Source organism: Tenacibaculum sp. MAR_2010_89, assembly GCF_900105985.1.
GTDB classification, from domain to species: domain Bacteria; phylum Bacteroidota; class Bacteroidia; order Flavobacteriales; family Flavobacteriaceae; genus Polaribacter; species Polaribacter halocynthiae.
In genome coordinates this window covers 2,978,492-3,005,144 of record NZ_FNUB01000005.1, presented here as the reverse complement: position 1 = coordinate 3,005,144, position 26,653 = coordinate 2,978,492, and the positions used below count along the sequence as shown (strand labels likewise).

Here is a 26,653-nt window from a genome sequence, read left to right as displayed (position 1 = left end):
GATGTTAAATAAATTAAGTTTTCAAGAACATTTATCTTTAGGGTACTTATTTTTAGTTGTTTTAGGTCTTGTTTCTGAAGCGATTTTTTATGGGTTTTTAGATATTAATTATTTAGAATATGTATCTATTTTAGATGCTCTTTTTTCTCCTATTTCCTTATTAATTAATAATAAATTGTTATTTGGAGTTTTTATTTTTTTTATGTTATTAACCTTTTTCTGGATTGTTAGATTTCCTAAAATTCATGAAAAAAATAAAGATAAAAAATGGTATCGTAAATTATATAAAGAAGATGCTAATAAAAAAGGAATTAAGGTAAGTAAGAAAAGTGGTTTTGTATTTGTTGTTTTGTACTTTTTGTTTGCTTTACTTTTAGGGTTTAGATTAGGTGCAGGAATTAATTATAAAAAGAAATTGACCAATATTAAATTTAAAAGTGATTGCTTATTAATTTTTAAAGATAATAGTAAATTAAAGGTTAAGAAAATAGGTCAGAACAGTGCTTATATCTTTTATGTGGAAGAAAAAGATAGTGTTGTAACTGCAACACCAATTTTAGATAATATTAAACAAATAAAAAGAATAAAAAAAGAAAAGTAAAAAACTTACATTTGCACACTACAACACAACAATAACTATAATGAATACAATTAACGAAACTAGTTTTCAGTTTCCTAATCAAAAAGCAGTTTATAAAGGTAAAGTAAGAGAGGTATACAACATTAATAATGATTTATTAGTGATGATAGCTTCAGATAGATTATCAGCATTTGATGTTATTTTACCACGTCAAATTCCTTTTAAAGGGCAAATATTGAATCAGATTGCAACTAAAATGATGAATGATACTGCGGATATTGTTCCAAACTGGTTGATAGCAAACCCTGATGAAAATGTAGCTGTTGGTCATTTATGTGAACCTTTTAAGGTTGAAATGGTAATCCGAGGATATTTGTCAGGTCATGCAGCTCGTGAATATAACACTGGTAAAAGAACACTTTGTGGTGTAGATATGCCTGAAGGGATGAAAGAAAACGATAAGTTTCCTTCAGCAATTATAACACCTTCTACAAAAGCTGATAATGGAGAACATGACGAAGATATTTCAAGAGAAGATATTTTAGCTAAAGGAATTGTTTCTGAAGAAGATTATTTAGTATTAGAAGATTATACACGTAAATTATTTCAAAGAGGTACTGAAATAGCTAAAAAACGTGGATTGATATTAGTTGATACTAAATATGAATTTGGAAAAACTAAAGAAGGAAAAATTGTACTGATTGATGAAATTCATACTCCAGATTCATCTCGTTATTTTTATGAAGAAGGGTATGCTGAGCGTCAAGAAAAAGGTGAAAAGCAAAAGCAATTATCTAAAGAATTTGTACGTCAATGGTTAATTGAAAATGGTTTTCAAGGAAAAGAAGGACAACAAATTCCTGAAATGTCAGATGATAAAATTATTGAAATATCTAATAGATATATAGAGTTATTTGAGCAAATTACTGGAGAAACTTTTATCAAAGCAAATACAGATAATGTATTAAAGCGTATAAATGATAATGTAGTTGATTTCTTAAATGGATAGTAAAAAAATAAGTATTAGACCCGTTTTAAATTTGTCATCATCAATTCCTATTGAAGATTTTCAAAATAGAACTGTACGTCCAATCTTAAAATTACAAAATGAATTAATAGTAGAACTATTTATGTTTTTTTGTGCTAAACAAAAAATAGATATTTTAAACATAAAAAGAGAAAAGTTCAATAAGACAGTAAATACAATAACTAGAAAAAATATAACTTTAAGAAATCAGTTATTAGGTTTAATTATTGGTCAATTTACAGTAAAAGAATTTGAGTTTTATAAAGAAAATGATTCAGAAGTAAACAAACGAATTTTAACAATGATTGGTCAAAGAATAAAAGATAACCAATCAGAAATATAAAATTTTAAAACAAACAATAATGATTATAGAACCAAGAACAAGAGGGTTTATTTGTTTAACATCACATCCAATAGGTTGTGAGGAGAATGTAAAAAATCAAATTGAATATATAAAGTCAAAAGGTAAAATAGAAGGAGCTAAAAAAGTATTAGTAATAGGTTCTTCAACTGGTTTTGGTTTAGCGTCAAGAATAACAAGTGCATTTGGATCAGATGCAGCTACAATTGGAGTGTTTTTTGATAAGCCAGGAACTGAAGGTAGACCAGGTTCACCAGGGTTTTATAATACAGCAGCTTTTGAAAAAGAAGCCCATGCTGCCGGTTTGTATGCAAAAAGTATAAATGGAGATGCTTTTTCAAATGAAATAAAAGAAGAAGTTATTAATTTGATAAAAGAAGATTTAGGTCAAATTGATTTGGTTATTTATAGTTTAGCATCTCCGGTAAGAACACATCCAGTTAGTGGAAAAAGATTTAAATCGGTATTAAAACCGATAGGTGGAGAGTTTTCAAATAAAACAGTAGATTTCCATACAGGTAAGGTATCTGAAATATCTATAAAGCCAGCTGAGGGTGATGATATTGAAAATACAATAACTGTAATGGGAGGAGAAGATTGGAAAATGTGGATGGATGCTTTAAAAGCAGAAAACTTATTATCTGAAGGAGCAACAACAGTAGCCTATTCATATATAGGGCCATCTTTAACAGAGGCTGTTTATAGAAAAGGTACAATTGGAGCTGCTAAAGATCATTTAGAAGCAACTGCTTTTACAATTTCAGATGATTTAAAATCTATAGGAGGTAAAGCTTATGTTTCTGTAAATAAGGCTTTAGTAACACAGGCTAGTTCTGCTATTCCAGTAATTCCATTATATATTTCATTGTTGTTTAAAGTAATGAAAGAAAAAGGAATTCATGAAGGTTGTATTGAGCAAATTCAACGTTTATATAGTGAAAGACTATATGGAGGAGATATAGCTCTAGATGATAAAGGTAGAATTCGTATTGATGATTGGGAAATGCGAGAAGATGTTCAATCTGAAATCGCTGAATTATGGAAAACAGCAACTTCTGAAAACTTATCAGAAATAGGAGATTTAGAAGGGTATAGTAATGATTTCTTTAATTTATTCGGATTTAAAGTTGAAGGAGTTGATTATAATGCAGATGTAAATGAAGTAGTAAAAGTGCCTAGTATTTCATAGATAAAAAATATAGATAAATAAAAACCTCATAGATTCTGAATCTATGAGGTTTTTATTTATATTCCATCCATAGATTAATAATGTATGAAAACAGCTACAATTAAAGTTTTAAAGGATGAGTTGGAGCATCAGAATTCTAAAGAATTATTAGAGTTATGCTTAAAGTTAATTAGGTTTAAAAAAGAAAATAAAGAGTTGTTAACTTATTTGTTGTTTGAGGCGCATAATGAAGAACAGTATAGAGAAACTGTGAAAAAGGAAATAGATGTTTTGTTTAGTGAGGTTAATACAAAGAGTTATTTTTATATAAGAAAAAGTGTTCGGAAAATACTTACAACAACAAAGAGGTATATTCGGTATTCAAAAAATAAAGAAACAGAAATTGAGTTATTATTGTACTTCTGTTTACAGCTAAAAAATGTTAAACCGTCGATAAAGAAGAGTCCTCGCATACAAAATGTACTGATAACTCAAGTAAGGTTAATACGTAAAGGTATTGATAAGTTACATGAAGATCTACAATTTGATTACAATGAGAAACTAATAGAACTTGACTTATAACCTAAAAGTTTGTGTTTGTTGGTAATTCAAATATTTCTAAATCAAAATGTTTAATTGAAGCCAGTAAATGATCAAAAATATCGGATACAATATATTCGTAGTTCTTCCAGTTTTTATCAGCACTAAAAGCATATATTTCTAAAGGTAAACCTTGAGAAGTAGGTGCTAACTGTCTAACCATAATCATCATATCATTGTTGATAGCGGGATGCATTTCAATATAGGTTTGAGCGTATTTTCTAAAAACACCAATATTAGTTAAATTACGTCCGTTTAAAAGAAGGCCTTTATTAATATTGTATTCTTTATTAAAGTTGTTAATCTTTTTTTGACGCATAGTTAAATACTCTTCAATCAATTGAACAGATTTTAATTTATCGATATCTTCATTCGACAAGTGTTTAATACTGTTTATTTTAATGTTTAAAGCTCTTTTAATCCTTCTTCCTTGAGAGTTTACCATTCCTCTCCAGTTTTTGAAAGAGTCAGAAATTAAGGCATATGTAGGAATTGTAGTAATTGTTTTGTCAAAATTTTGAACCTTTACTGTGGCAAGTGAAATTTCTATAACATCACCATCTGCTCCAAATTTTTCAAAAGTAATCCAATCGCCAATTCGAACCATATCGTTTACAGAAACTTGAATGCTGGCAACAAACCCCAAAATAGTGTCTTTGAAAATTAATATTATAATTGCAGAAGCGGCACCTAGAGCTGTAAAAAAGGCTAAAATAGACTGATTGGTTATAATAGCAAAAGACAAAATGAAACCACTAAACCAAGCAAATATCATAAATACTTGTATGTAACTATCAATTGGTTTGTCTTTAAATTTTGGTAATGTTTTTAAGTAATCTTTTATAGAGTTTAAAATACTTCTAACAATTTTAATAACTAAAACGATACTAATTATTTGAACAGATTTAATAATTAGGTTTCTGATGTATTCAAAATCATAAAAAAGAATAGGAATCAATTCAAAAAATAAAAAGACAGGAATAAGATGTGCAATATTAGTAGGAAGCTTGTTAGCTAATAATATATCATCAAAATTTGTTTTTGATGTTTTAGCAATTCGAACTGAAATACTTTGAAATACTTTTCTGGTAATTATATCAATAACATAAATAGCAATTAAAAATAAAATTAGTAAAATAAATAGATTTAAGTATTTAGAAGTATTAATTGAAAAACCAAGTTCCTGTAAATAATTATAAAATAAATGCTTGTTTAAACTCATGATAATAAAAGTAAGTTGCAAATTTATAACTTATAATAGTACTAGCTTCTTGTAAAAAAAGATATTATTTATATAAGTAGATTAAAGTTTTCTTAAAATTATGCATTTAAATATAAAACAGCAATTTTTTTGTAACTTACACTCAACGAAACAAAAACTACTTAAAAATGCCAACTTATACTCTAAAAATTAATGAAGAATTGGTTACTGTTACAGCCGATTCTGATACACCTTTACTCTGGATATTGCGTGATGAATTAAATATGGTAGGAACCAAATTTGGTTGTGGAATAGCTCAATGTGGCGCTTGTACAATTCATGTTGATGGCAAAGCTATGAGAAGTTGTCAATTACAAGTTTCTGCTATAGATAAAGAAGAGATAACAACTATTGAAGGGCTTTCTAAAGAAGGAACTCATCCTTTGCAAAATGCATGGAAAGAAGTTGATGTACCTCAGTGTGGTTATTGTCAAGCAGGTCAAATAATGACAGCCGCTTCTTTTTTAAAAGAAAACCCAAGCCCCAATACACAAGAAATTCGCGAAGCAATGCATGGAAATATTTGCAGGTGTGCTTCTTACAATAGAATAGAAAAAGCAATTGCTATAGCAGCAGAAAAAATGTCATAAATACTACCAAGATGAACTCAAAAGAAAATAAACTAACATTTAGTAGAAGGAATTTTTTAAGAACATCTGCTTTAGCAAGTGGAGGGATTATGATAGGCTTTAATTTATTTACAGCGTGTAAACCAAATGTAAAGCCTTCTATTGATATAGAAAATCTAAATTTTAATGACTTTAATGCATTTATAAAAATATCAGATAATGGTTATGTCACAATCTATTCTCCTAATCCAGAAATAGGCCAGGGTGTAAAAACATCAATGCCAATGATTATTGCAGAGGAATTAGATGTTGAGTGGGATAAAGTACATGTAGTTCAAGCAAAATATAATAAAAAGGAATATACACGCCAAGTAGCAGGCGGGAGCCAATCTATACGTAAAGGTTGGGATGCTTTACGACAAACAGGAGCTACTACAAAACAGATGTTAATAAATGCAGCTGCTACAAAGTGGGGAGTTGATTCTTCTACTTGTAAAGCATCTAAAGGAATTATTACAAATGATAAAGGAGAAACTATAGGTTATGGAGAGGTTGTTAAAGAAGCAGCTCTATTGGAAGTACCTGAAAAAGTAGAATTAAAGAAACCTTCTGAATATACAATTATAGGTACTGATGCTGTAAATGTAGACTTAGATAAGATCACAACAGGGAAACCACTTTTCGGATTAGATTATAAAGCTGAAAATATGTTATATGCATCAGTTTTGCGTCCACCTGCTTTTGGTCAAAAATTAGAAAGTTTTGATGACAGTGAAGCAAAAAAAGTAACAGGAGTACTTGAAGTTTTAAGGTTTGGTGATAAAGTTGCAGTTTTGGGTAAAAATACTTGGGCAGCAATGAAAGGAAAAAAAGCAATTAAAGCTGTTTGGAAAGATGCTGGAGAGTTAGAAAGCACTTTAGAACATGATAAGATTTTAAATGGAATTCTTGATAATGAAAAGTTAGATGTTCGTAGAGAAGATGGGAATGTTAAAAAAGCTTTTTCAGAGGCTGATAAAGTAATAGAAAGAACTTATCATTCTCCTTTTTTGCCCCATAATTGTTTAGAACCAATGAATTTTTATGCAGATGTAACTGATGAAAAAGTACATTTAGTAGGGCCAATTCAAACTCCACAATGGACGGCAGGAAGAGTTGCTAATTTACTAAAAAGAAAAGAAGAGGAAATTGAATTAGAAATGACAAGAATGGGGGGTGGATTTGGACGTCGCTTATATGGAGATTTTGCTTTAGAGGCTGCTGAAGTTTCTAGTTTGGCTAAAAAACCTGTAAAGGTTATTTTTTCTAGAGAAGATGATATGACAGATGGTATTTATCGACCAGCAATAAAATATAGAATTTCAGCTTCTTTAAAGGATGGAGAAATTACTGGATATCATTTAAAAGAAGCAGCGATAAACAGTAATATGTATGGATTAATTCCACATTTTTTTCCTGCAGGGTGTATTTCAAATTATAAAGTGTCTAGTGGTAATTATAAAAGTAATATTACTACAGGTGCATGGAGGGCTCCTTACACTAACTTTTTAGCATTTGCAGAACAAAGTTTTTTCGATGAATTAGCACAAGAAATGGGGAAAGATCCAGTTCAGTTAAGAATTGAACTATTGCAGAATGTAAAAGATAATGCAGATGAAAAAATAGAGTATTCTGGAGAAAGGATGGAGAACACGATTAAATTAGCTGCTGAAAAAGGTGGTTGGGGAAAGTCTAAAGAAGGTGTTTTTCAAGGTTTTTCGGCTTATTATAGCCATAATACCCATGTAGCAGAATTGGCAGAAGTAGAGCTGAAAAATGGTGTGCCTGTTGTTACTAAAGTTGTTGCAGCTGTAGATTGTGGTATAATTGTAAACCCAACAGGAGCAATTAACCAAATTCAAGGAGGAGTTATAGATGGAATTGGACATGCTATGTATGGAAATTTGACTTTTGAAAATGGAAAACCATCAAATAAAAACTTCGATACTTATCGTTTAATAAGAATGAATGAAACGCCAAAAGTAGAAGTGCATTTTGTTCAAAATGAGTTGTCTCCAACTGGATTGGGAGAGCCTGGGTTACCTCCGGCTGGAGGTGCGGTTTCTAATGCGATTTATAGAGCATTAAATACCAGATTATATAAACAACCATTTATAGATGAAGTTGGAGAAAAAAGAAAAGTTCTAGGATAGAATATTTAAAAAGGAAGCTTAATCAAGCTTCCTTTTTTTTGTGTAAAAAAGAATTTGGGAAGATTGTTAAAATAGTATCTGATTTTAATTGTTAAATTGATAATTATTTAATAAAAAAATGATAAAGTAGTTTTTTATTACACTTATTTTGATAATGTGTTAAATTAATGTTTTTTTATAAGTAAAATATCGATTTTACTTATAAAAATGTAAATTAAAAACTAAATTTGGAGAGCAATTTATAAAACACGCTAACAAACACATTAACAAACACAAAGCACAATGAAAATTCAAAAAGTACTAGTAGCTAACAGGGGAGAAATAGCTATTAGAGTATTTAGAGCCTGCGTTGAGGTAGGAATAAAAACTGTTGGTATTTATACTTATGAAGATAGGTATTCTTTACACCGTTATAAGGCAGATGAATGTTATCAAATAGGTGAAGATAATGAGCCCTTAAAGCCTTATTTAGATATTGAGGCTATTATTAAAGTAGCTGTAGAAAATAATGTAGATGCTATTCATCCTGGATATGGTTTTTTATCTGAAAATGCTGAATTTGCCCAGAAATGTGAAGAGAATGGAATTATTTTCATTGGACCAAAAGTGTCGGTATTAAAAGCTTTAGGAGATAAAATCACAGCAAAAGAAGTTGCAGTTGCTAATAATGTGCCAATTATTCAAAGCAGTCAAGAAGATTTAAACTCAATTGATATAGCTTTATCTGAAGCAAAAAAAATTGGATATCCAATTATGTTAAAAGCAGCTTCTGGAGGTGGAGGTAGAGGTATGCGTGTTATTAGAAGTGATGAAGAGTTGAAAAAATCTTTTCCAGAGGCAAGAAGAGAATCATTAAATGCTTTTGGAGATGATACTGTTTTCTTGGAAAAATATGTTGAAAACCCAAAGCATATAGAAATCCAAATAGTTGCAGATACTTATGGAAACATTGTGCATTTATATGAAAGAGATTGCTCTGTTCAAAGACGGTACCAAAAAGTTATAGAATTTGCCCCTTCATTTGGTTTAACAGATAAAATTAAAAATGATTTATATACTTATGCTATTGATATTTGTAAAGCAGTAAACTATAACAATATAGGTACTGTTGAATTTTTGGTAGATGACGATGGTAGTGTATATTTTATAGAAGTAAATCCACGTATTCAGGTAGAGCATACTGTTACTGAAATGGTAACGAATATTGATTTAGTGAAAACGCAACTGTTTATAGCTGGAGGTTATAAATTAGCAGATAAACAAATAAAAATCCCAAGTCAAGAGTCAATTGTAATTACAGGATATGCATTACAATGTAGAGTTACAACGGAAGACCCTGCAAATGATTTCAAACCAGATTATGGAACAGTTTCAACGTATAGAAGTGCATCTGGATTTGGAATTAGATTAGATGCTGGAAGTATATATCAAGGGGTGAAAATATCGCCATTCTTTGATTCTATGTTAGTGAAAGTTTCTGCAAGAAGTAGAACATTAGATGGTGCTTGTAGGAAGATGTTAAGAGCTTTAGTCGAGTTTAGAGTAAGAGGTGTAAAAACAAATATAGCTTTTCTTGAAAATATATTACATCACGAAACATTTAGAAAAGGAGAGGTTACAGTTAATTTTATAAAAAATGAACCTAAACTATTTGAATTTAAAGAACCTAAAAACAGAGCTAATAAGCTCATTAATTTTTTAGGAGAGGTAATTGTAAATGGAAACCCAGATGTTAAAAAAATAAATAAAAGTCATCAGTTTACTGTACCTAAGGTTCCTAAGTTTTCAAAAACAGAAAATTATGCGAAAGGAACCAAAGATTTATTAACTGAGCTGGGACCTGAAAAGTTTGCACAGTGGTTAAAGAATGAAAAGAAAATTCATTTTACAGATACAACTATGCGTGATGCACATCAAAGTTTGTTGGCAACACGAATGAGAACTACAGATATGCTAAAAGTAGCTGAAGGATATGCAAAGAATCATCCAGAGATATTTAGTATGGAAGTATGGGGAGGTGCAACTTTTGATGTTTGTTTACGATTTTTACAGGAAAATCCATGGGAACGATTAGCATTATTAAGAAAAGCAATGCCTAATGTTTTATTACAAATGTTAATTAGAGGGTCTAATGGAGTTGGATATACAGCGTATCCAGATAATTTAGTTGAAAAATTTGTAGAAAAATCATGGGAAACTGGAGTAGATGTTTTTAGAATTTTTGATTCATTAAACTGGATGAAATCTATAGAACCATGTATTAAACATGTAAGAAATAGAACCAATGGATTAGCAGAAGCTTCTATTTGTTATACTGGGGATATTTTGAATCCAAATAAAACTAAGTATGATTTAAAATATTACTTGCAATTAGCAAAAGATATAGAAAACGCAGGAGCACATATTTTAGGAGTAAAAGATATGGCTGGGTTATTAAAGCCACAAGCAGCATATGAATTAATAAGTGCATTAAAATCAGAAATTAATATTCCTATCCATTTACATACTCACGATACATCTTCGGTTCAATCTGCAACGTATTTAAAGGCTATAGAAGCTGGTGTAGATGTTGTTGATGTAGCATTAGGAGGATTGTCTGGATTAACATCACAACCAAATTTTAACTCAATGGTTGAAATGTTACGATTTAATGAAAGAGAAAATCTTTTAAACACCGAGAAATTATCAGAGTACTCGAACTATTGGGAAGCAGTAAGAGGATATTACTATCCTTTCGAATCAGGATTAAAATCAGGAACTGGTGAAGTTTATGAACATGAAATTCCAGGAGGGCAATATTCAAATTTAAAAGGGCAAGCTATTGCTTTAGGGTTGGAAGATAAGTTTACAGAGGTAACGAAAATGTATGGAGAGGTAAATACAATGTTTGGAGATATTGTAAAAGTAACACCTAGTTCAAAAGTGGTAGGTGATATGGCTCAATATATGATAAGTAATGATTTAACAGTTAAAGATGTAATGGAAAGAGGAGATACTATTTCATTCCCACAATCTGTAATTAGTTTTTTTAAAGGAGATTTAGGACAGCCAGTTGGTGGTTTTCCTGATAAACTTCAAAAAATCATTTTAAAAAATGAAGAACCGTATACAGATAGGCCAAACGCACATTTAGAGCCAATTGATTTTGAAAAAGAATTTAAAGATTTCAAAAGACAATTTGGAAAAGGAATGGGAAGAGAGTTAGAAATTACTGATTTCTTATCATTTAAATTGTATCCAAAAGTGTTTACTGATGCCTATAACAACCATTTAAAATTTGGTAACGTAATGAATATTCCAACTAAAAACTTTTTATTTGGAATGGAAGTAGGGGAAGAAATTATGGTTGATATTGAATCAGGAAAGAAAGTGTTAATTTCATTAATGCAAAAGAGCGAGCCAGATGAGAATGGCTTTATAAATGTTTTCTTTAAGATTAACGGACAAATGAGAAATGTATCTATTAAAGATAATTCCGTAAAAGTTGATAAAATAGAAAATGTGAAAGCAGATGCAGAAGATGAAAAACAAATAGGAGCTCCTTTGCAAGGTTTATTGTCAACAGTATTAGTTAAAAACGGAGAAGAAGTAAAAGAAAATCAGCCGTTATTTATTATTGAAGCCATGAAAATGGAAACAACAGTAACAGCTATTTCTTCAGGTATTATTGATAAAGTTCTATTAGAAGCAGGATCCTTGGTTGATGCTAGTGATTTAGTAGTGAAACTGAAGTAAGAGATAAGTTAAGTTTTTTTGATATGGTCTTAAAAAAGTTTACTTTCGCAACATATAAAACAAAAGGTAAAAATGATTAAAGATTTATTTGAAAGAATAAAAGGGGATAAAGGACCTTTAGGAAAATGGGCTGATATTGCAGAAGGATATTATGTGTTTCCTAAATTAGAAGGGCCAATATCAAACCGAATGTCTTTCAATGGAAAAAAAGTAATTACTTGGAGTATTAACGATTATTTAGGTTTAGCAAATCATCCTGATGTATTGAAAGTAGATGGTGATTCTGCAGCTAAAGACGGAATGGCATACCCTATGGGAGCGCGTATGATGTCTGGGCATACAAAATATCATGAGCAATTAGAGCAAGAGTGTGCTGAATTTGTAGGGAAAGAATCTTCTTATTTAGTGAATTTTGGATATCAAGGTATGGTTTCAGCTATTGATGCTTTAGTATCAAAAGATGATATTATTGTGTATGATATGGATACTCATGCTTGTATTATTGACGGAGTTCGTTTACATGCAGGAAAACGTTTTGTATATAGACATAATGATATTGAGAGTTGCGAAAAGAATTTGATGAGAGCAACTAAAATGGCAGAAAAGACTGGAGGAGGAATTTTGTTAGTTTCTGAAGGTGTATTTGGAATGAGAGGAGAACAAGGTCGTTTAGCAGAGATAGTTGCCTTAAAAGAAAAATATAATTTCCGTTTATTAGTAGATGATGCTCATGGTTTTGGAACCTTAGGAGAAGGAGGTCGAGGTACTGGTTTTGAACAAGGTGTACAAGATGGTATTGATGTTTATTTTGCAACATTTGCAAAATCTATGGCGGGTATAGGTGCATTTTTTGCAGGAGATAAAGATGTAATTCAATATCTTCAATACAATATGCGATCTCAAATGTTTGCAAAATCATTACCAATGCCAATGGTAAAAGGAGCATTAAAACGTTTAGATATGATTCGTACAATGCCAGAGTTGAAAGAGAACTTATGGAAAATAACGAATGCATTACAATCTGGCTTACGTAACGCTGGTTTCGATTTAGGTACTACTCAAACATGTATTACTCCTGTGTATTTAAAAGGAGAAATACCAGAAGCTATGGCTATGGTTCAAGATTTACGTGAAAATCATGGAGTATTTTGTTCAATAGTAGTGTATCCAGTAATACCAAAAGGATTGATTATATTACGATTAATACCAACAGCTCGTCATACAGTAGAAGATGTAGAAGAAACTATAATAGCTTTTTCTGCAATTAGAGAGAAACTTGAAAATGGTACTTATAAAAAAGTAGCTGAAGCTATAATGGCTGAATAAGCATAAAACATATGTGAATATCTAAAATGCTCTGAATTTATTTCAGAGCATTTTTTTGTGCTTTTAAAATAAGATTTATTATAATTATTTATTTTTAATTAAAAAAAAACGAAAAAGAATACTTAAAATGTGCCTATTAACCATAGTTTATTATTTTTACTTTAAACCTTAAATTTATAAGTATATTTGTTTTTGATTATGCAAAAAAATATAAACATACAGAATAAAAAAGCTCGTTTTGAATACGAGATTATAGATAAATATACTGCAGGAATTCAGCTTACTGGAACGGAAATAAAGTCGATACGTCATAGCAAAGCAAGAATTACAGAAAGTTTTTGTGAATTTAATGATAAAGGAGAACTTTTTGTTATTAATATGTATATTGAAGAGTATGCTTTCGGTAATCAATTTAATCACAATCCTAAAAGTGAAAGGCGTTTGTTATTGAATAAAAGAGAGTTGAAAAAATTAGCTAGAGAAGTTGAAGCTAAAGGGAATACAATTGTTCCTTTAAGACTTTTTATTAATGAAAATGGCTGGGCTAAATTAGACGTAGCTTTAGCAAAAGGTAAGAAGACACATGATAAAAGGGAAACGATGAAAGATCGTGATAGCAAAAGAGATTTAGCTAGAATAAAAAAGAATTTTAATTAATGACTAAAATTTTTTTAAATATTATAAAATGGAAAAATCTATTGTACATAGCATTTATTCAGTTTTTATTTAAAATGTTTTTTTTACATGGTTATGGTTTTAAAACCAAACTTTCTTTTTTTGATTTATTTTTACTACAATTATCTACAGTTGGAGTATTAGCTGCCGGTTTTTTAATAAACTATTACGCAAGAAAGAAGGAAGTTAAATTTCCAAAGTATCCAATTCAGAAGGCAAAAAAAATAGGGGTTATTATAGCTCTTACTAGTGTTTTTATAGGTTTTATATTGTCTTTTAATATCAATAAACCTTATTATGGTTTTATTGGTGTTTTTAATATGTGTGTAATAGCTTTATATTCTTTGTATGTTTTAAAAAAAACAATTTTCACCAACATTATAAATTCATTTATTAAGGCATATAGTGTACTTTTAGTATGGTGGTGTGATTTACCCGTGAATTTAACAACAGAACAATGGGAGTTATTATTTAAATTTCAACTTATAACGATATTCTATATTTCGCTATCATTTATGGGGAATATTGTTAGGGAAAGTATAAAAGATATTATAAATATTAATCATGATTATACTTATAATCACCAAACAATTCCAATAGTTTTAGGGAGAAGAAGAACAAAAACAATGATTTTAATTATTTCAATTTTAACAAGTATAGTTGTATTGGGATTTGCAATTTCATTTATTCAAAATAAATTTATACTCTCAACAATTTTATTATTAGGTACCTTTCCTGAATTATACTTCATTTATTATTTATTAAGTGCAAGAAGTGATAATGACTATAAGGCTTTGCTAAAAAAATCTAATATAGTTTACACTTTAGCTGTTATGAGTATTCCTATTATTGCTTACTATTTTAAATATGTTATCAAATAAATTAAAAAACTATAAAGTTATTTTAGCTTCAGGTTCACCTAGAAGGCACGAGCTTTTGAAAGATTTGGATGTCGATTTTACAATTAAACTTAAAGAGGTAGATGAAGTGTATCCAAATAATTTAAAATCGTATGAAATTACTGATTTTTTAGCTGAATTGAAGTCTAAAGCTTTTGAGAAAAGTATAGAAAAAGATGAATTAATTATTACTTCTGATACTATTGTATGGATAGATGATATTGCACTAGGGAAACCTAAAAATTATGAAGATGCTTTTGATATGCTTAGCAGGTTATCAAATAACGTGCACGAGGTAATTACATCTGTTTGTATTTTAAATAAAAATTTTAAGAAAGTAATTAACGATTCAGTAAAAGTATATTTTAAAAAATTAACAAAAGAAGAGATTGATTATTACATTACTACATACAAACCGTATGATAAAGCAGGAGCTTATGGGATTCAAGAATGGATAGGAAAAATAGGAATAACTAAAATTGAAGGTAGTTATTTTACTGTTATGGGGTTCCCTGTTCATAAACTTTATAAAGAATTAATGAAATTATAACTTAATTATTTTTTAAAAGATTATTTTTGAACCGTATTTACAACACATACTAATGAAGAAATATACTTACACTGAAAAAAAAGATACCCGTTCAGGATTTGGCGATGGGTTAACTGAATTAGGAAAAACAAATCCTAATGTCGTAGCTCTATGTGCCGATTTAACCGGTTCGTTAAAGATGAATGATTTTGAAAAAAATCATCCAGAACGTTTTTATCAAGTTGGAATTGCTGAAGCAAATATGATGGGAATCGCAGCTGGGCTTACTATTGGAGGAAAAATTCCATTTACAGGAACCTTTGCTAACTTTTCAACAGGTCGTGTATACGATCAAATTCGTCAATCTATAGCGTATTCTGATAAAAATGTAAAAGTATGTGCATCGCATGCAGGTCTTACTTTAGGAGAAGACGGAGCTACACACCAAATATTAGAAGATATTGGATTAATGAAAATGTTACCAGGTATGACAGTAATTAATACTTGTGATTATAGTCAAACTAAAGCAGCTACTCTTGCTATAGCTGAGCATGAAGGCCCTGTATATTTACGTTTTGGACGACCAAAAGTACCTGTATTTATGACAGATGAACCATTTGTTATTGGGAAAGCAATTAAGCTTACTGAAGGTACTGATGTTACAATAGTAGCTACAGGTCATTTAGTATGGGAAGCATTACAAGCTGCAGAACAACTAGAAGAAAAAGGAATATCTGCTGAAGTTATAAACATACATACTATAAAGCCTTTAGATGAAGAAGCTATTTTAGAATCTGTAGCTAAAACTGGTTGTGTAGTAACTGCAGAAGAACATAATAAATATGGAGGCTTGGGAGAGAGTGTAGCACGTTGTTTAGCTACAAATAATCCTTCACCTCAAGAATTTGTAGCTGTTAATGATAGTTTTGGTGAATCTGCAACACCAGATCAGTTAATGGCGAAGTACGGATTAAATGATGTGGCTATCATTGCTGCCGTAGAAAAAGTAATTAAAAGAAAATAATATAAATTAAAATTCGTTAAACAAATAAATTTAAATTATTTAGATTATGAAAAAAATAGCAATATTAGTTTTGTTTTTATTAGGAGTTGTTCAAGTTTCTCAATCACAAATACAGTTTGGTATTAAAGGGGGGATTAATTACAATTCTGATTCTTTTCAAGAGGTAAAAACAGATGTTTTAGACGGTGCTAAGAGTAAAACTGGATTTCATATTGGGGTTTTATCACGTATAAAAATTCCTGTAATTGGTTTGTATGTTCAGCCTGAGTTGGTATATACATCTTTAAAAAGTGAAATATCAGCTAAAAATTCAGATGAAATAGCTAGTTATAATTTTCAAAAAATTGATATACCTGTATTATTAGGTAAAAAATTTTTAAAGGTAGCCCATGTTTTTGTAGGTCCATCTTTTCAATACATTATTGATGGGGATTTTAGTTTAAAAAGTTTAAACGATGTAAAAACTGATGTAAGTGGTTTTACAGTTGGACTTCAATTAGGTGCTGGTGTTGAATTAGGTAAGATAGGATTAGATGTAAGATGGGAAAGAGCTTTTTCAGATACTGAATCACAATTAATTAATAGTAATGGAGCTCCAAATGTTAATTTTGATACAAGAGTAAACCAAATTATAGTTGGATTATCATATAGGTTTTAAAGAGCACAAAAAAACTCTCTTTAACTGAAATATAGAATTTTTATAAAAAGCTGAATAATTTAAAATTATTCAGCTTTTTTAATTTATAATTATAAAATAATTGGCTGTTACTTTTTCAATAAACATTACATATTAAAAAGGGGAAGAGGAAAGGCCAACTTTAATAAGAAAACCTCTCCTCTCAACGCTATATTGTAATACGTATATATATTAGAAGATTGAAACTTAAAATTGTTACAACTTAAATGTTAAAATTAATATAAGTAGTTGATTTAATAGTGTTTATGTTTTTTTTCTGCTTGTAAATTTAAAAGTGATTGAATAGACAGTTGTAGTTTTTTAGTTAATATGACTATATTAAAAAGGGAAAGAGGAAAGGCCAACTTTAATAAGAAAACCTCTCCTCTCAACGCTATATTGTAACACGTATATATAAGTTAGAAGATTGAAACTTAAAATTGTTACAACTTAAATGTTAAAATTAGTATAAGTAGTTGATTTAATAGTGTTTATGATTGTTTTTATCCATGTAAAGTTAAATGTGGTTAACTAGATAGTTGTAGTTTTTTAGTTAATATGAAAATATTAAAAAGGGAAAGAGGAAAGGCCAACTTCAATAAGAAAACCTCTCCTCTCAACACTATATTGTAATACGTATATATAATTAAGAAGAATAAAACTTGATCTTGTTACAAATTAAAATGTTAAATTATGTTAAAATTTTTGTAAATGAGTGTTTTATATAGCCTCTACATAAACCCAATGATTATTTTCTTTATGGAAAAGAGAGTTTTCATGGATAACTTCTATTTTCCCATTTTCCATAAAAAAAGCTTTGAATTCTACATTTCCAACACTATCGATAGAAGTACCTCTAAATGTTTTTAAAACTTCAAGTTTAATCCATTGAACCGATTTAGACCATTTTAAAATTTCTTTTTTCTCTTTTTTATTTGGTCTTGTACTGCTATGATGACTCTTTTGTAGATAATCAATATTACCTAGTACAAAAGCACTGTATCTTGAGCGCATTAAATTTTCAGCAGATATAGCTAAGTTAATATTTTGATGTGCTTTTTGACAGCAATTTTTATATTTTATAGATGGATTACATGGACATTGCATCGTATTCATTTAATTTAAAAGTTCATTTTCATCTTTTATTCTAAAACATCGTTCTTCACCTAAATATAATGGGTTTCCGTGCTTTTCAGACCAAAAACCATCTAGTATGTCTTTATTTATACATCTGTAAACCACAACTCCTTTATAAATAATTTGATTCTCTCCAAGATAATTAAAGTTAATAACCAAAATAGAATCTTTAAAAAAACCTGATCCATATTGCTCTTGATCATTATTAATAATCCACTTAGCAATAATTCTATTATTATCATCTAAACTTAAGCTGAGAATGCCTTTATAGGTACTTTCTTCTGTGTCTTGATTACTCCCAATTATAGTATAATTTCCGACTAGATCTTTAATTGTCATGTATAATTTTTAAAGAAGTAAAGTTACTTTTTTAGTTATGGTTGAAAAATAACTAATAGAAGTATTTTTAGTTTTTTTGAAAACATACGATTGACCATTTATCTATAAAAAACAACGATTAAACGTAAGTGTTTAGAGAACCAACGATATACGAAGCTTTAATATAGACTTGTAATCTATTTTTGTTATATCAAAACTCCAAAAACTTATAAAATGAAAGTACTAGTAATAGATGATCAAGAATTAGTGTTGCTCCCTATAGAAAAGAGGTTAACAGCAATGGGGTATAATGTAAAGGTTGAAACTAATGGAATAGAAGGTAAAAAACTATTTGATTCTTTTAATCCTGATTTAGTAATTATAGATATTAATATGCCTGAGATTTCAGGGTTAGATATTGTTGAGTACATAAGAGAAGAAGCAAGATCAGCAACACCAATAATGGTTTTATCAGGTAGTGTAGATGATAATAATATAATCAAAGGGTTTGAGTTAGGAATTAATGATTATATGAAAAAACCATTAAGTTTAAATGAAATTTGTGCAAGAACTAAGCATTTAATTGGAGCTCCACAAATAAATAAAAAAGAAGTTACATATAGCAATAGAGTTATTATTCAAAAAAGAGGAGTAGGAGTTGTAATTCCGTGTTACAATGAAGAAGAAAGACTTTTAAAAGAAGAATTTTTAAGTTTTATAGATGAGTATACGGGGTATTATTTATGTTTTGTAAACGATGGTAGCACTGATAAAACATTAGAGGCATTAGAAAGGTTAAAAGTAGGAAGAGAAGACTATATAACTGTATATAATTGTGAACAAAATGGAGGTAAAGCAGAAGCAGTAAGACAAGGAATGTTGTATCTGTCTGAAAATAAATCGTTAGATTATATTGGATTCTTAGATGCTGATTTATCAACAGATTTTAATGATTTTGAAGATCTGGTAGCTAGTATTGAAGGGTCTGACTTTAAAATTGTTAGTGGGTCAAGAATTCAGAGAATGGGAGCTAATATAGCTAAAGATTCAGCTAGGGCAATTATAAGTATGACTATCAATTTTATAATAAGAAAAATATTGTCAATGGACTTTAAAGATACTCAATGCGGTGCTAAAATTTTTGATAAGGATGTTGTTCAGTTACTCTTTGGTAAAAAATTTATGACTAAATGGTTGTTTGATGTAGAAATATTTATGAGAATGAGGAAAAAATTTACATTAGCAAAAGCAAAACAAATGATATCAGAAATGCCTTTAAAAAGATGGGTTCATGTTGATGGTTCTAAATTGTCAATGAAAGATTCGATAAAAATTGTTTTTCAATTAGGTCAAATATTTTTTGGATATAGAGGTAAAACTGTTTAAATAATTAATAGATAATAAGAAATAAACATTAGATATATATTAAAAAAAATAAGAGAGGCTTGATTAGAGCCTCTCTTTTATAAATAATCAATCGCTATTTAATGTGTATTATTAGTTGTTGCTTAAGTTAGCGAATTCATCTTCAGATATTTTACCTGAATTGATATCTTTTAACTCATCCATTTTTGATAACATGTATTTATGTACATTACTATCTATATCTTTTGGTTTTACCATGTTAGTAGATTTTCCATTACCAGGAAGAACATAACTGTTATAGTAATAAAAGAAATAATAATCAAGGTTACTATTTGATAAGTTATATTGACCTAATAACCATCCTAACCTTAAAGCAGAACGTCTTTGTGGCGCACTACCATGAGAAGAACCACTAGCTCCTGCAATTGATTGAGCAAATCTATATGCTGGGTCAACTTCAGTCCAGTTAGTAGTATATCTTTTTCTTAAGTAATATCCAGCAAATCCATCAGCCTCTAATTCAGTATTAGAAGCTCCAGTTACTGAAGGATATCCTTGTCTAAATTGTACTTGATGAGCTACTTCATGAGCTGCAATATATCCTACTGCAATTCTTCCGTAGTTTAAAGCTCCACTTAACATTTCTTCACCCCATATAATATAATTTGCTGGAGGTCCGTAAGAAAGTGCATTGAAAGTACCGCTTCCTGCGGCAAAATAAAGTGGCACATTATTTAAACCAAAAAGGCTAGATGCACTATTATTTTGTTGTTTTAAAAAGTTTGTTTCTGTACTATTTACAATAGTATTTGACCAGTAAGAATTTGGTCCAAATTGTGATACTGTAGCACAATCATGTGCTGTACCAGCGTTGTTTAAATGACTAGGTAAAAGTCCAATTTCTGGAGAATTTGGGTCTTTTGCTGTGTTTTTGTCTATTTCATTGTTGTCACAACTTTGTAACGAGACTAAAATAGCCAACGTCATTAATCTTAAAACTTGTTTCATTTTTTTAGAAGGTTTAGAAAGGTTTGTGCGATTGATTAATTCGTCGCCAAATATATAGTTTAAAATAACTTATCCCAAAAAATTAATAAAAAAAACATTTAAAATGTAAAATTTTAACAAAAATTAGGTTTTTGTTGTTTTTTTAAACAGGTAAAAAACATAAAACTCCTTAAGCTTTTTGAAGATTTATTACTTGTGTTTGTATAAATATCTATGGTTTTAAGTTGCTGATTATTAATTGTTTATATTTTGTTTTGATGATTGTTAATAAGTTTTTTCTTGAAAAGAAAGAGTCTTTTAACAATTAATATTGTGTTAACAATTAATGTTTTGGTTACACTATCTTTGTGAGGATTAATTTAAACACAATTTTTTTCATGAAAAAAAATATCCTTCAAAGGCAATTTTTATTGTCTATTTTTTTACTAATGAGTTGTTTGTCATTTTCACAAGTGCCAACTTATTATAATGGATTTGACCTGACTAAAACAGGAGATGCATTAAAAACTGACTTAGCAGTATTAATAACTAATACACAAACTACCAACCTTAGTTATACTCCAGGAGTTTGGGATGCTTTACGTCAAACAGATTTAGATCCAACAAATAATAATAATGTTTTGTTGATATATGGTTATAATGATGGTGATAATAACTCTACAACAGATCGTACTCGCTCTAAAACTATGAATGGTGGTAATCAGGGAGATTGGAATAGAGAGCATACATATCCAAGATCTTTAGGAAACCCAAATTTAGGAAGTACAGGCCCTGGATCAGATGCCCACCATGTACGATCAAGTGATGTACGTATGAATTCAAATAGAGGAAACCTTCGTTTTGGAAATGGTTCAGGAACAGCTGGAAATGTAAGTGGAAACTGGTATCCAGGAGATGAATGGAAAGGTGATGTAGCTCGTATGATGATGTATATGTATTTACGTTATGGAAACCAATGTTTAGCAACTGCAGTAGGTACAGGAACAAAAAATTACCATCCAGATATGATGGATATTTTTTTAGAATGGAACGCACAAGATCCAGTATCTCAATATGAAATAAATAGAAATACGTTATTAGAAGGAATACAAGGAAATAGAAATCCTTTTTATTGATAATCCTGCTTTTGCAACTTCTATTTGGGGAGGTCCGCAAGCTGCTAATCGTTTTAATTCAGGAACCACTGATACAGAGGCGCCAACTGCTCCAGCAAATCTTTTAGCAACAAGTACAACTAAAACAGGTACAACTCTTGGATGGAATGCTTCTACTGATAACGTAGGTGTTTTAGCATACCAAGTATTTAACGGAACTACACAAATAGCTTCTGTAACTGGAACAACATATAATGTAACTGGTTTAACAGCAAGTACTGCATATACATTTACAGTAAAAGCTATTGATGCTACTAGTAATGTATCAGTAATTAGTAATGCAGTTAGTATAACAACTTTAGATGATACAACAAACCCTGGTCCAACAGATGGAGTTATTGCTTTTCAAGGGTACGAAACTAGTGCTACAGATACTTGGAATTATTCAGTTTCACCAGTAGTATGTAATGATGGAGGTAATGATGTATGGGATGTAGTTTCTAGTGTTGGTTCTATTAGCCAAGCAGGTACTGGATCTAATTTTTTTGGAGTAAGAGATCTTAATGGTAATTGTGGTACTGCTGATGGTGGTACGCTTACTTTTAATTCTATTGATATAGAATCTTATGAAGATGTTGTTTTATCTTTTAAATTAAATATAGTAGGTTATGATGTAGCAAATGGAGATACATTGAGTTATGAAATTTTCCATGATACAACTTCACAAGGAGTTGTTACAGTAACTGATGCTAGTCCTTTTAGTACAGCTGGTTGGATTACCGTTTCAAAAACAGTTCCTAACACTGTTAAAAAAGTTTCAATAACTATTGCTGTTAAACAAAACGGAGGTAGTGATTACGCTGGAATTGATGATATTCAACTTACAGGTAAAACTATAGCAACTACATCTTCTATTATAATTAATGAAGTTGATGCTGATACTGCTGGTACTGATACTCAAGAATTTGTTGAATTATATGATGGTGGAGCAGGAAATACTTCTTTAGACGGATTGGTATTAGTATTTTATAATGGATCTAATAATACTAGTTATGCAGCCTATGATTTAGATGGTCAAACAACAAATGCTAATGGGTATTTTGTAATAGGAAATGTAGCGGTACCTAATGTTTCATCAATGACTTTTGCTAGTAATGGTTTACAAAATGGAGCTGATGCAGTAGCTTTATATACAGGAGATGCGTCAGATTTCCCTAATAGCTCAGCCATTGTAACTGATAATTTAGTAGATGCTTTTGTTTATGATACAAATGATTCGGATGATGCTGAACTTTTAGTATTGTTAAATGCTGGTGAGGCTCAAGTTAATGAAGGTGGAGCAGGAAATAAAGATGGTCATTCTTCTCAACGTATTCCTAATGGACAAGGTGGTGCAAGAAATACAGCTACATATGCTCAATTAGCACCAACACCAGGTGAGCAAAATGGAGAAGTAGTAGCAGCTCCTACTGTTTTAATTAATGAAGTAGATGCTGATACTGAAGGTACAGATGTACAAGAGTTTGTTGAATTATTTGATGGAGGAGTAGGAAATACTTCATTAGATGGGTTGGTATTAGTATTCTATAATGGATCAAATAATACTAGTTATGCGGCATATGATTTAGATGGACAAACAACTAATGCTAATGGATATTTTGTTGCAGGAAATGTTGCTGTACCAAATGTTTCGTCAATTACTTTTCCTAGTAATGGATTACAAAATGGAGCAGATGGAGTAGCGCTATATTCAGGGAATGCATCAGATTTCCCTAATGGATCATCTGTTACTACCACTAATATTATAGATGCTTTAGTATATGATACAAATGATTCTGATGATGCTGAGTTAGCAGTGTTAATGAATAGTGGACAAGTACAAATTAATGAAGATGCTAAAGGAAATAAAAATGCACATTCTTTACAGCGTTATATTAATGGATCTGGAGGTTTAAGAAATACATCAACTTATACACAAGCAATTCCTACACCAGGAAGTGCAAATACAAATGCAACTGAACAAGTTAATTTAGTAATAAATGAAGTAGATGCAGATACAGCTGGATCAGATACTTTAGAGTTTGTTGAAATCTATGATGGAGGAAAAGGAAATACTTCTTTAGATGGTTTTGTAATTGTAATGTATAATGGTTCAAATAATTTAAGCTATGGTGCTTATGATTTAGCTGGTCAAACAACAAATGCTGAAGGATATTTTGTATTAGGAAATACTGCAGTAGTTAATGTGAATATGACTCTTCCAAGTAATGGATTACAAAATGGAGCAGATGCAGTAGCTTTATATAGAGGAAATGCAACTTCATTTGCAAATGGAACATCAGTAACTACCACCGATTTAATAGATGCTTTAGTATATGATACAAATGATTCGGATGATGCTGAACTTTTAGTATTATTAAATACTGGACAAGCACAAATTAATGAAGACCAGTTAGGTGATAAAGATGGTCATTCTTCGCAAAGAATTCCAAACGGAGATGGAGGAGTAAGAAACACAAGTACTTATACACAAGCAACACCAACACCTGGAACAGAAAATGGAGCAGTGATACCAGCACCAGATCCTATTTCAATTGCAGCTGCTCGTACTACAGCAACTGGAGAGTTAGTTACTGTAAGTGGAGTTTTAACAGTATCAGATCAATTTAGAGGTTCTGCTTATATTCAAGATGCTACCGGTGGTATTGCTATTTTTGATGAGTTAGTTCATGGTAATGGTAATTTTGCGATTGGAGATTCAATTACTGTAACAGGAACTCGTAGCGCATTTAATGATCAAATTCAAATTAACCCTGTAACTGAGGCTACAAATAACGGATTACCTAATAATCCAATAGTGCCAGCAACGGTTACTTTGAGCCAATTAGCTGATCATCCAGCTGAGTTAGTTCGTGTTATTAACCCAAGTTTCCCAACACCAGGAGGAATTCTTTTTGGAAATTCTAACTATACACTAACAGATACGAGTGGTACTGCACAATTACGTATTGACAATGATGTTACCTCATTAGTAGGTTTAGGGCAACCAGAAACATGTTCTGGAATTACTGGTGTAGTTGGAAGATTTTTTACAACATATCAATTATTACCAAGAATTAGAGAAGACTTGTCATGTGCTGGTGAATATACAACTCCAGATACGGTAGTAGAAGTTGATAAAGAAAAGGCATTAGATGTTGTAACTTGGAATATAGAATGGTTTGGAGATGAAAAAAATTCTCCAGCTGCAGGAAATACAAATTCAGATGCAATCCAAAAGGATAGTGTAAAAACGGTAATAAAAACTTTAAATGCAGATATTTATGCAGTGCAAGAAATTGCAGATGCAGCTTTGTTTACTCAAATGGTAAGTGAATTACCTGGGTATAGTTTTATTTTATCTGATGCAACATCGTATCCAAATGATACTTCAGGAACAAAACAACAAATAGGTTTTATTTATAAAACACAAACTGTTGAAGTAGTTGATACTAAAGTGTTATTAAAATCAATTCATCCTTATTATAATGGAGGTAATGATTCAGCATTATCAGGATACCCTGAAGCAGATAAAACTCGTTTTTATGCAAGTGGTCGTTTACCGTTTATGTTAACGGCAAACGTTACTGTAAATGGTAGCACACAACAAGTTAATGTTGTTAACTTACATGCTAGAGCGAATAGAGGAACTGGGGCTCAGCAACGATATGATATGCGTAAATTTGATGTTGAAGTATTAAAAGATTCATTAGATACTCAATACGCAGACAAAAATTTAATTGTATTAGGAGATTATAATGATGATGTAGATGTTACTGTTGCTGATGGAGTTTCAAGTACTGCTTCAACATATCAAGCATATGTAAGTGATTCTACAAATTATAATGTAGTATCATCAACATTAAGCGCTCAAGGATACAGATCATATGCATTTAGAGAAAATATGATTGATCATATTACTCTTTCAAATGAATTATTTGATGAGTATATTAATGCTTCTGCTCGTGTACATTATGAGTTTTATGATAGCGATTATACAAAAACATCTTCTGATCACTTCCCAGTTTCTGTACAATTACAATTAAAAGCGCTTACTTTAGATAGTGTAAGAACTACAGATGTAACATGTAATGGAACTGCCGATGGAACTGCTGTGATAAATGTTTCAGGAGGTTGTATGCCATATACCTATACATTAAATAACGGTATAGCTATTACAGAAAATAGTTTAGCAGGATTAGTTGCAGGTACCTATAATGTAGTAGTAACGGATGCATTAAATAATTCAGTAGTAGAAAATTTTACAATTACTGAAGGAACACCAATGACTGCTGCATTAACAAAAGGAGCAAAAGTGTATTTAGGATATGCTCCAAAATCATGTACTTCTATCGGTGTACTTGAGGTACTTGGAGGAGAAGCTCCTTATAGTTACGAATGGAGTACAGGAGAAACAACTGAAACTATCAATGTTTGCCCTACTGAAACAACAACATATTCAGTAACTATTACTGATGCAAGAGGATGTTCAATAGCATCAGAAACAGTAGTAAATGTAGAAGATGTAACTTGTGGGAAATTTGGGCACTACAATCGTGTAAAGATTTGCTTTAAAGGAAGACGTACAATTTGTGTTCCAACTTGGGCAGTGAAGTATTACTTAAAAAGAGGAAGTACTTTAGGCGATTGTGACGGTACTACTAATCAACCAGTTCGAATTACTAGATTAAATGTATTTCCTAACCCTTTTAGAAATAATTTGAATGTTCAATTTAATAGTACAGCTGATACAGATGCTACAATAGCTATTTATAGCTTTAGAGGTAGAAAAGTATTTGAAAAAACTATTTCTGTTACTGAAGGACAAACAAAGAACAAATTACAATTATCTAATTTAAGAAGAGGTTTTTATTATTTAAAAGTAATTGTTGATGGAAAAGTTAAGAAGGTTAGATGTATAATGAAACGTTAATCACTTAATAAATAAAATCAAAATATTTTGATCATAGTAAAGGCAACTAATTTATTAGTTGCCTTTTTATTTAAAATAAATAGAAGGTTTTATACCTAACTATTCAAAAATTTTAAGCATATTAATTTGACTTTTTT

21 protein-coding genes are annotated in these 26,653 nt (G+C 30.2%); 17 read left to right on the top strand and 4 right to left on the bottom strand.

Annotated elements, in window-relative coordinates:
* The first annotated feature begins 1 nt into the window (after position 1).
* From BLV71_RS16500 to BLV71_RS16480, 5 genes are all read left to right on the top strand, one after another.
* Positions 2-601, top strand: coding sequence for a hypothetical protein (locus tag BLV71_RS16500; protein ID WP_093871610.1), 600 nt, complete (start codon positions 2-4; stop codon positions 599-601).
* A 40-nt stretch (positions 602-641) separates the two neighbouring features.
* Positions 642-1,589 (top strand): phosphoribosylaminoimidazolesuccinocarboxamide synthase, encoded by a 948-nt coding sequence (locus tag BLV71_RS16495; protein WP_093871609.1) that lies wholly within the window; start codon positions 642-644, stop codon positions 1,587-1,589.
* Positions 1,582-1,950 (top strand): hypothetical protein, encoded by a 369-nt coding sequence (locus BLV71_RS16490; RefSeq protein ID WP_093871608.1) that lies wholly within the window; start codon positions 1,582-1,584, stop codon positions 1,948-1,950. Before BLV71_RS16495 ends, BLV71_RS16490 begins: the two co-directional genes overlap by 8 nt.
* A 19-nt stretch (positions 1,951-1,969) precedes the next feature.
* Positions 1,970-3,157, top strand: coding sequence for an enoyl-ACP reductase FabV (gene fabV / locus BLV71_RS16485; protein ID WP_093871607.1), 1,188 nt, complete (start codon positions 1,970-1,972; stop codon positions 3,155-3,157).
* 84 nt (positions 3,158-3,241) lie between these two features.
* Positions 3,242-3,718 carry a hypothetical protein gene (locus tag BLV71_RS16480; protein ID WP_093871606.1) on the top strand — a complete coding sequence of 159 codons (477 nt, stop codon included), beginning with the start codon at positions 3,242-3,244 and terminating at the stop codon, positions 3,716-3,718.
* Between the two features lies 1 nt (position 3,719).
* Here the strand turns inward: BLV71_RS16480 and BLV71_RS16475 are convergent, their stop codons facing one another.
* Positions 3,720-4,958, bottom strand: coding sequence for a mechanosensitive ion channel family protein (locus BLV71_RS16475; RefSeq protein ID WP_093871605.1), 1,239 nt, complete (start codon positions 4,956-4,958; stop codon positions 3,720-3,722).
* Positions 4,959-5,125: 167 nt separating this feature from the next.
* Here BLV71_RS16475 and BLV71_RS16470 point away from each other — a divergent pair, with 167 nt between their 5' ends.
* The 9 genes from BLV71_RS16470 (at position 5,126) to BLV71_RS16430 (ending at position 16,604) form a co-directional block, all read left to right on the top strand.
* Positions 5,126-5,587: a (2Fe-2S)-binding protein gene (locus BLV71_RS16470; RefSeq protein ID WP_093871604.1), complete on the top strand. Its 462-nt coding sequence runs from the start codon at positions 5,126-5,128 to the stop codon at positions 5,585-5,587.
* Positions 5,588-5,598: 11 nt separating this feature from the next.
* Entirely contained in the window at positions 5,599-7,758 is a 2,160-nt protein-coding gene (locus BLV71_RS16465) for a xanthine dehydrogenase family protein molybdopterin-binding subunit (protein ID WP_093871603.1), read from the top strand.
* Between the two features lie 282 nt (positions 7,759-8,040).
* On the top strand, positions 8,041-11,493 hold the full coding sequence (locus BLV71_RS16460; protein WP_093871602.1) for a pyruvate carboxylase: 3,453 nt from the start codon (positions 8,041-8,043) through the stop codon (positions 11,491-11,493).
* 75 nt (positions 11,494-11,568) lie between these two features.
* Positions 11,569-12,819 carry an aminotransferase class I/II-fold pyridoxal phosphate-dependent enzyme gene (locus BLV71_RS16455; protein ID WP_093872071.1) on the top strand — a complete coding sequence of 417 codons (1,251 nt, stop codon included), beginning with the start codon at positions 11,569-11,571 and terminating at the stop codon, positions 12,817-12,819.
* Positions 12,820-13,017: 198 nt separating this feature from the next.
* A complete protein-coding gene (gene smpB / locus BLV71_RS16450) occupies positions 13,018-13,476 on the top strand; it encodes an SsrA-binding protein SmpB (RefSeq protein ID WP_176974423.1) in 459 nt (152 codons plus the stop codon).
* Positions 13,476-14,375 carry a UbiA family prenyltransferase gene (locus BLV71_RS16445; RefSeq protein WP_093871601.1) on the top strand — a complete coding sequence of 300 codons (900 nt, stop codon included), beginning with the start codon at positions 13,476-13,478 and terminating at the stop codon, positions 14,373-14,375. Before smpB ends, BLV71_RS16445 begins: the two co-directional genes overlap by 1 nt.
* Positions 14,362-14,943, top strand: coding sequence for a Maf family nucleotide pyrophosphatase (locus tag BLV71_RS16440; protein WP_093872069.1), 582 nt, complete (start codon positions 14,362-14,364; stop codon positions 14,941-14,943). Before BLV71_RS16445 ends, BLV71_RS16440 begins: the two co-directional genes overlap by 14 nt.
* Positions 14,944-14,995: 52 nt before the next feature.
* A complete protein-coding gene (locus tag BLV71_RS16435) occupies positions 14,996-15,946 on the top strand; it encodes a transketolase family protein (protein WP_093871600.1) in 951 nt (316 codons plus the stop codon).
* Positions 15,947-15,992: 46 nt separating this feature from the next.
* On the top strand, positions 15,993-16,604 hold the full coding sequence (locus tag BLV71_RS16430; RefSeq protein WP_093871599.1) for a porin family protein: 612 nt from the start codon (positions 15,993-15,995) through the stop codon (positions 16,602-16,604).
* 738 nt (positions 16,605-17,342) lie between these two features.
* Here BLV71_RS16430 and BLV71_RS16425 read toward each other — a convergent pair.
* A complete protein-coding gene (locus BLV71_RS16425) occupies positions 17,343-17,738 on the bottom strand; it encodes a YchJ family protein (RefSeq protein ID WP_369813926.1) in 396 nt (131 codons plus the stop codon).
* Positions 17,739-18,098, bottom strand: coding sequence for a hypothetical protein (locus BLV71_RS16420; protein ID WP_093871598.1), 360 nt, complete (start codon positions 18,096-18,098; stop codon positions 17,739-17,741).
* A gap of 213 nt (positions 18,099-18,311) precedes the next feature.
* Here BLV71_RS16420 and BLV71_RS16415 point away from each other — a divergent pair, with 213 nt between their 5' ends.
* A complete protein-coding gene (locus BLV71_RS16415) occupies positions 18,312-19,463 on the top strand; it encodes a response regulator (protein ID WP_093871597.1) in 1,152 nt (383 codons plus the stop codon).
* A 111-nt stretch (positions 19,464-19,574) separates the two neighbouring features.
* Here the strand turns inward: BLV71_RS16415 and BLV71_RS16410 are convergent, their stop codons facing one another.
* Entirely contained in the window at positions 19,575-20,450 is an 876-nt protein-coding gene (locus tag BLV71_RS16410) for a neutral zinc metallopeptidase (protein WP_093871596.1), read from the bottom strand.
* 377 nt (positions 20,451-20,827) lie between these two features.
* Here BLV71_RS16410 and BLV71_RS18945 point away from each other — a divergent pair, with 377 nt between their 5' ends.
* Positions 20,828-21,565, top strand: a complete 738-nt coding sequence (locus BLV71_RS18945) for an endonuclease (RefSeq protein ID WP_093871595.1) — start codon at positions 20,828-20,830, stop codon at positions 21,563-21,565.
* A 670-nt stretch (positions 21,566-22,235) separates the two neighbouring features.
* Positions 22,236-26,516 carry a T9SS type A sorting domain-containing protein gene (locus BLV71_RS16400; protein WP_093871594.1) on the top strand — a complete coding sequence of 1,427 codons (4,281 nt, stop codon included), beginning with the start codon at positions 22,236-22,238 and terminating at the stop codon, positions 26,514-26,516.
* The last annotated feature ends 137 nt before the right edge of the window (positions 26,517-26,653 follow it).

What these genes read in the sequence shown, in the direction of transcription:
- BLV71_RS16500 (WP_093871610.1), top strand. Translation starts at nt 2, where the DNA reads ATGTTAAATAAATTAAGTTTTCAAGAACATTTATCTTTAGGGTACTTA.
- BLV71_RS16495 (WP_093871609.1), top strand. Translation starts at nt 642, where the DNA reads ATGAATACAATTAACGAAACTAGTTTTCAGTTTCCTAATCAAAAAGCA.
- BLV71_RS16490 (WP_093871608.1), top strand. Translation starts at nt 1,582, where the DNA reads ATGGATAGTAAAAAAATAAGTATTAGACCCGTTTTAAATTTGTCATCA.
- fabV (WP_093871607.1), top strand. Translation starts at nt 1,970, where the DNA reads ATGATTATAGAACCAAGAACAAGAGGGTTTATTTGTTTAACATCACAT.
- BLV71_RS16480 (WP_093871606.1), top strand. Translation starts at nt 3,242, where the DNA reads ATGAAAACAGCTACAATTAAAGTTTTAAAGGATGAGTTGGAGCATCAG.
- BLV71_RS16475 (WP_093871605.1), bottom strand. Translation starts at nt 4,958, where the DNA reads ATGAGTTTAAACAAGCATTTATTTTATAATTATTTACAGGAACTTGGT.
- BLV71_RS16470 (WP_093871604.1), top strand. Translation starts at nt 5,126, where the DNA reads ATGCCAACTTATACTCTAAAAATTAATGAAGAATTGGTTACTGTTACA.
- BLV71_RS16465 (WP_093871603.1), top strand. Translation starts at nt 5,599, where the DNA reads ATGAACTCAAAAGAAAATAAACTAACATTTAGTAGAAGGAATTTTTTA.
- BLV71_RS16460 (WP_093871602.1), top strand. Translation starts at nt 8,041, where the DNA reads ATGAAAATTCAAAAAGTACTAGTAGCTAACAGGGGAGAAATAGCTATT.
- smpB (WP_176974423.1), top strand. Translation starts at nt 13,018, where the DNA reads ATGCAAAAAAATATAAACATACAGAATAAAAAAGCTCGTTTTGAATAC.
- BLV71_RS16445 (WP_093871601.1), top strand. Translation starts at nt 13,476, where the DNA reads ATGACTAAAATTTTTTTAAATATTATAAAATGGAAAAATCTATTGTAC.
- BLV71_RS16440 (WP_093872069.1), top strand. Translation starts at nt 14,362, where the DNA reads ATGTTATCAAATAAATTAAAAAACTATAAAGTTATTTTAGCTTCAGGT.
- BLV71_RS16435 (WP_093871600.1), top strand. Translation starts at nt 14,996, where the DNA reads ATGAAGAAATATACTTACACTGAAAAAAAAGATACCCGTTCAGGATTT.
- BLV71_RS16430 (WP_093871599.1), top strand. Translation starts at nt 15,993, where the DNA reads ATGAAAAAAATAGCAATATTAGTTTTGTTTTTATTAGGAGTTGTTCAA.
- BLV71_RS16425 (WP_369813926.1), bottom strand. Translation starts at nt 17,738, where the DNA reads ATGAATACGATGCAATGTCCATGTAATCCATCTATAAAATATAAAAAT.
- BLV71_RS16420 (WP_093871598.1), bottom strand. Translation starts at nt 18,098, where the DNA reads ATGACAATTAAAGATCTAGTCGGAAATTATACTATAATTGGGAGTAAT.
- BLV71_RS16415 (WP_093871597.1), top strand. Translation starts at nt 18,312, where the DNA reads ATGAAAGTACTAGTAATAGATGATCAAGAATTAGTGTTGCTCCCTATA.
- BLV71_RS16410 (WP_093871596.1), bottom strand. Translation starts at nt 20,450, where the DNA reads ATGAAACAAGTTTTAAGATTAATGACGTTGGCTATTTTAGTCTCGTTA.
- BLV71_RS18945 (WP_093871595.1), top strand. Translation starts at nt 20,828, where the DNA reads ATGAAAAAAAATATCCTTCAAAGGCAATTTTTATTGTCTATTTTTTTA.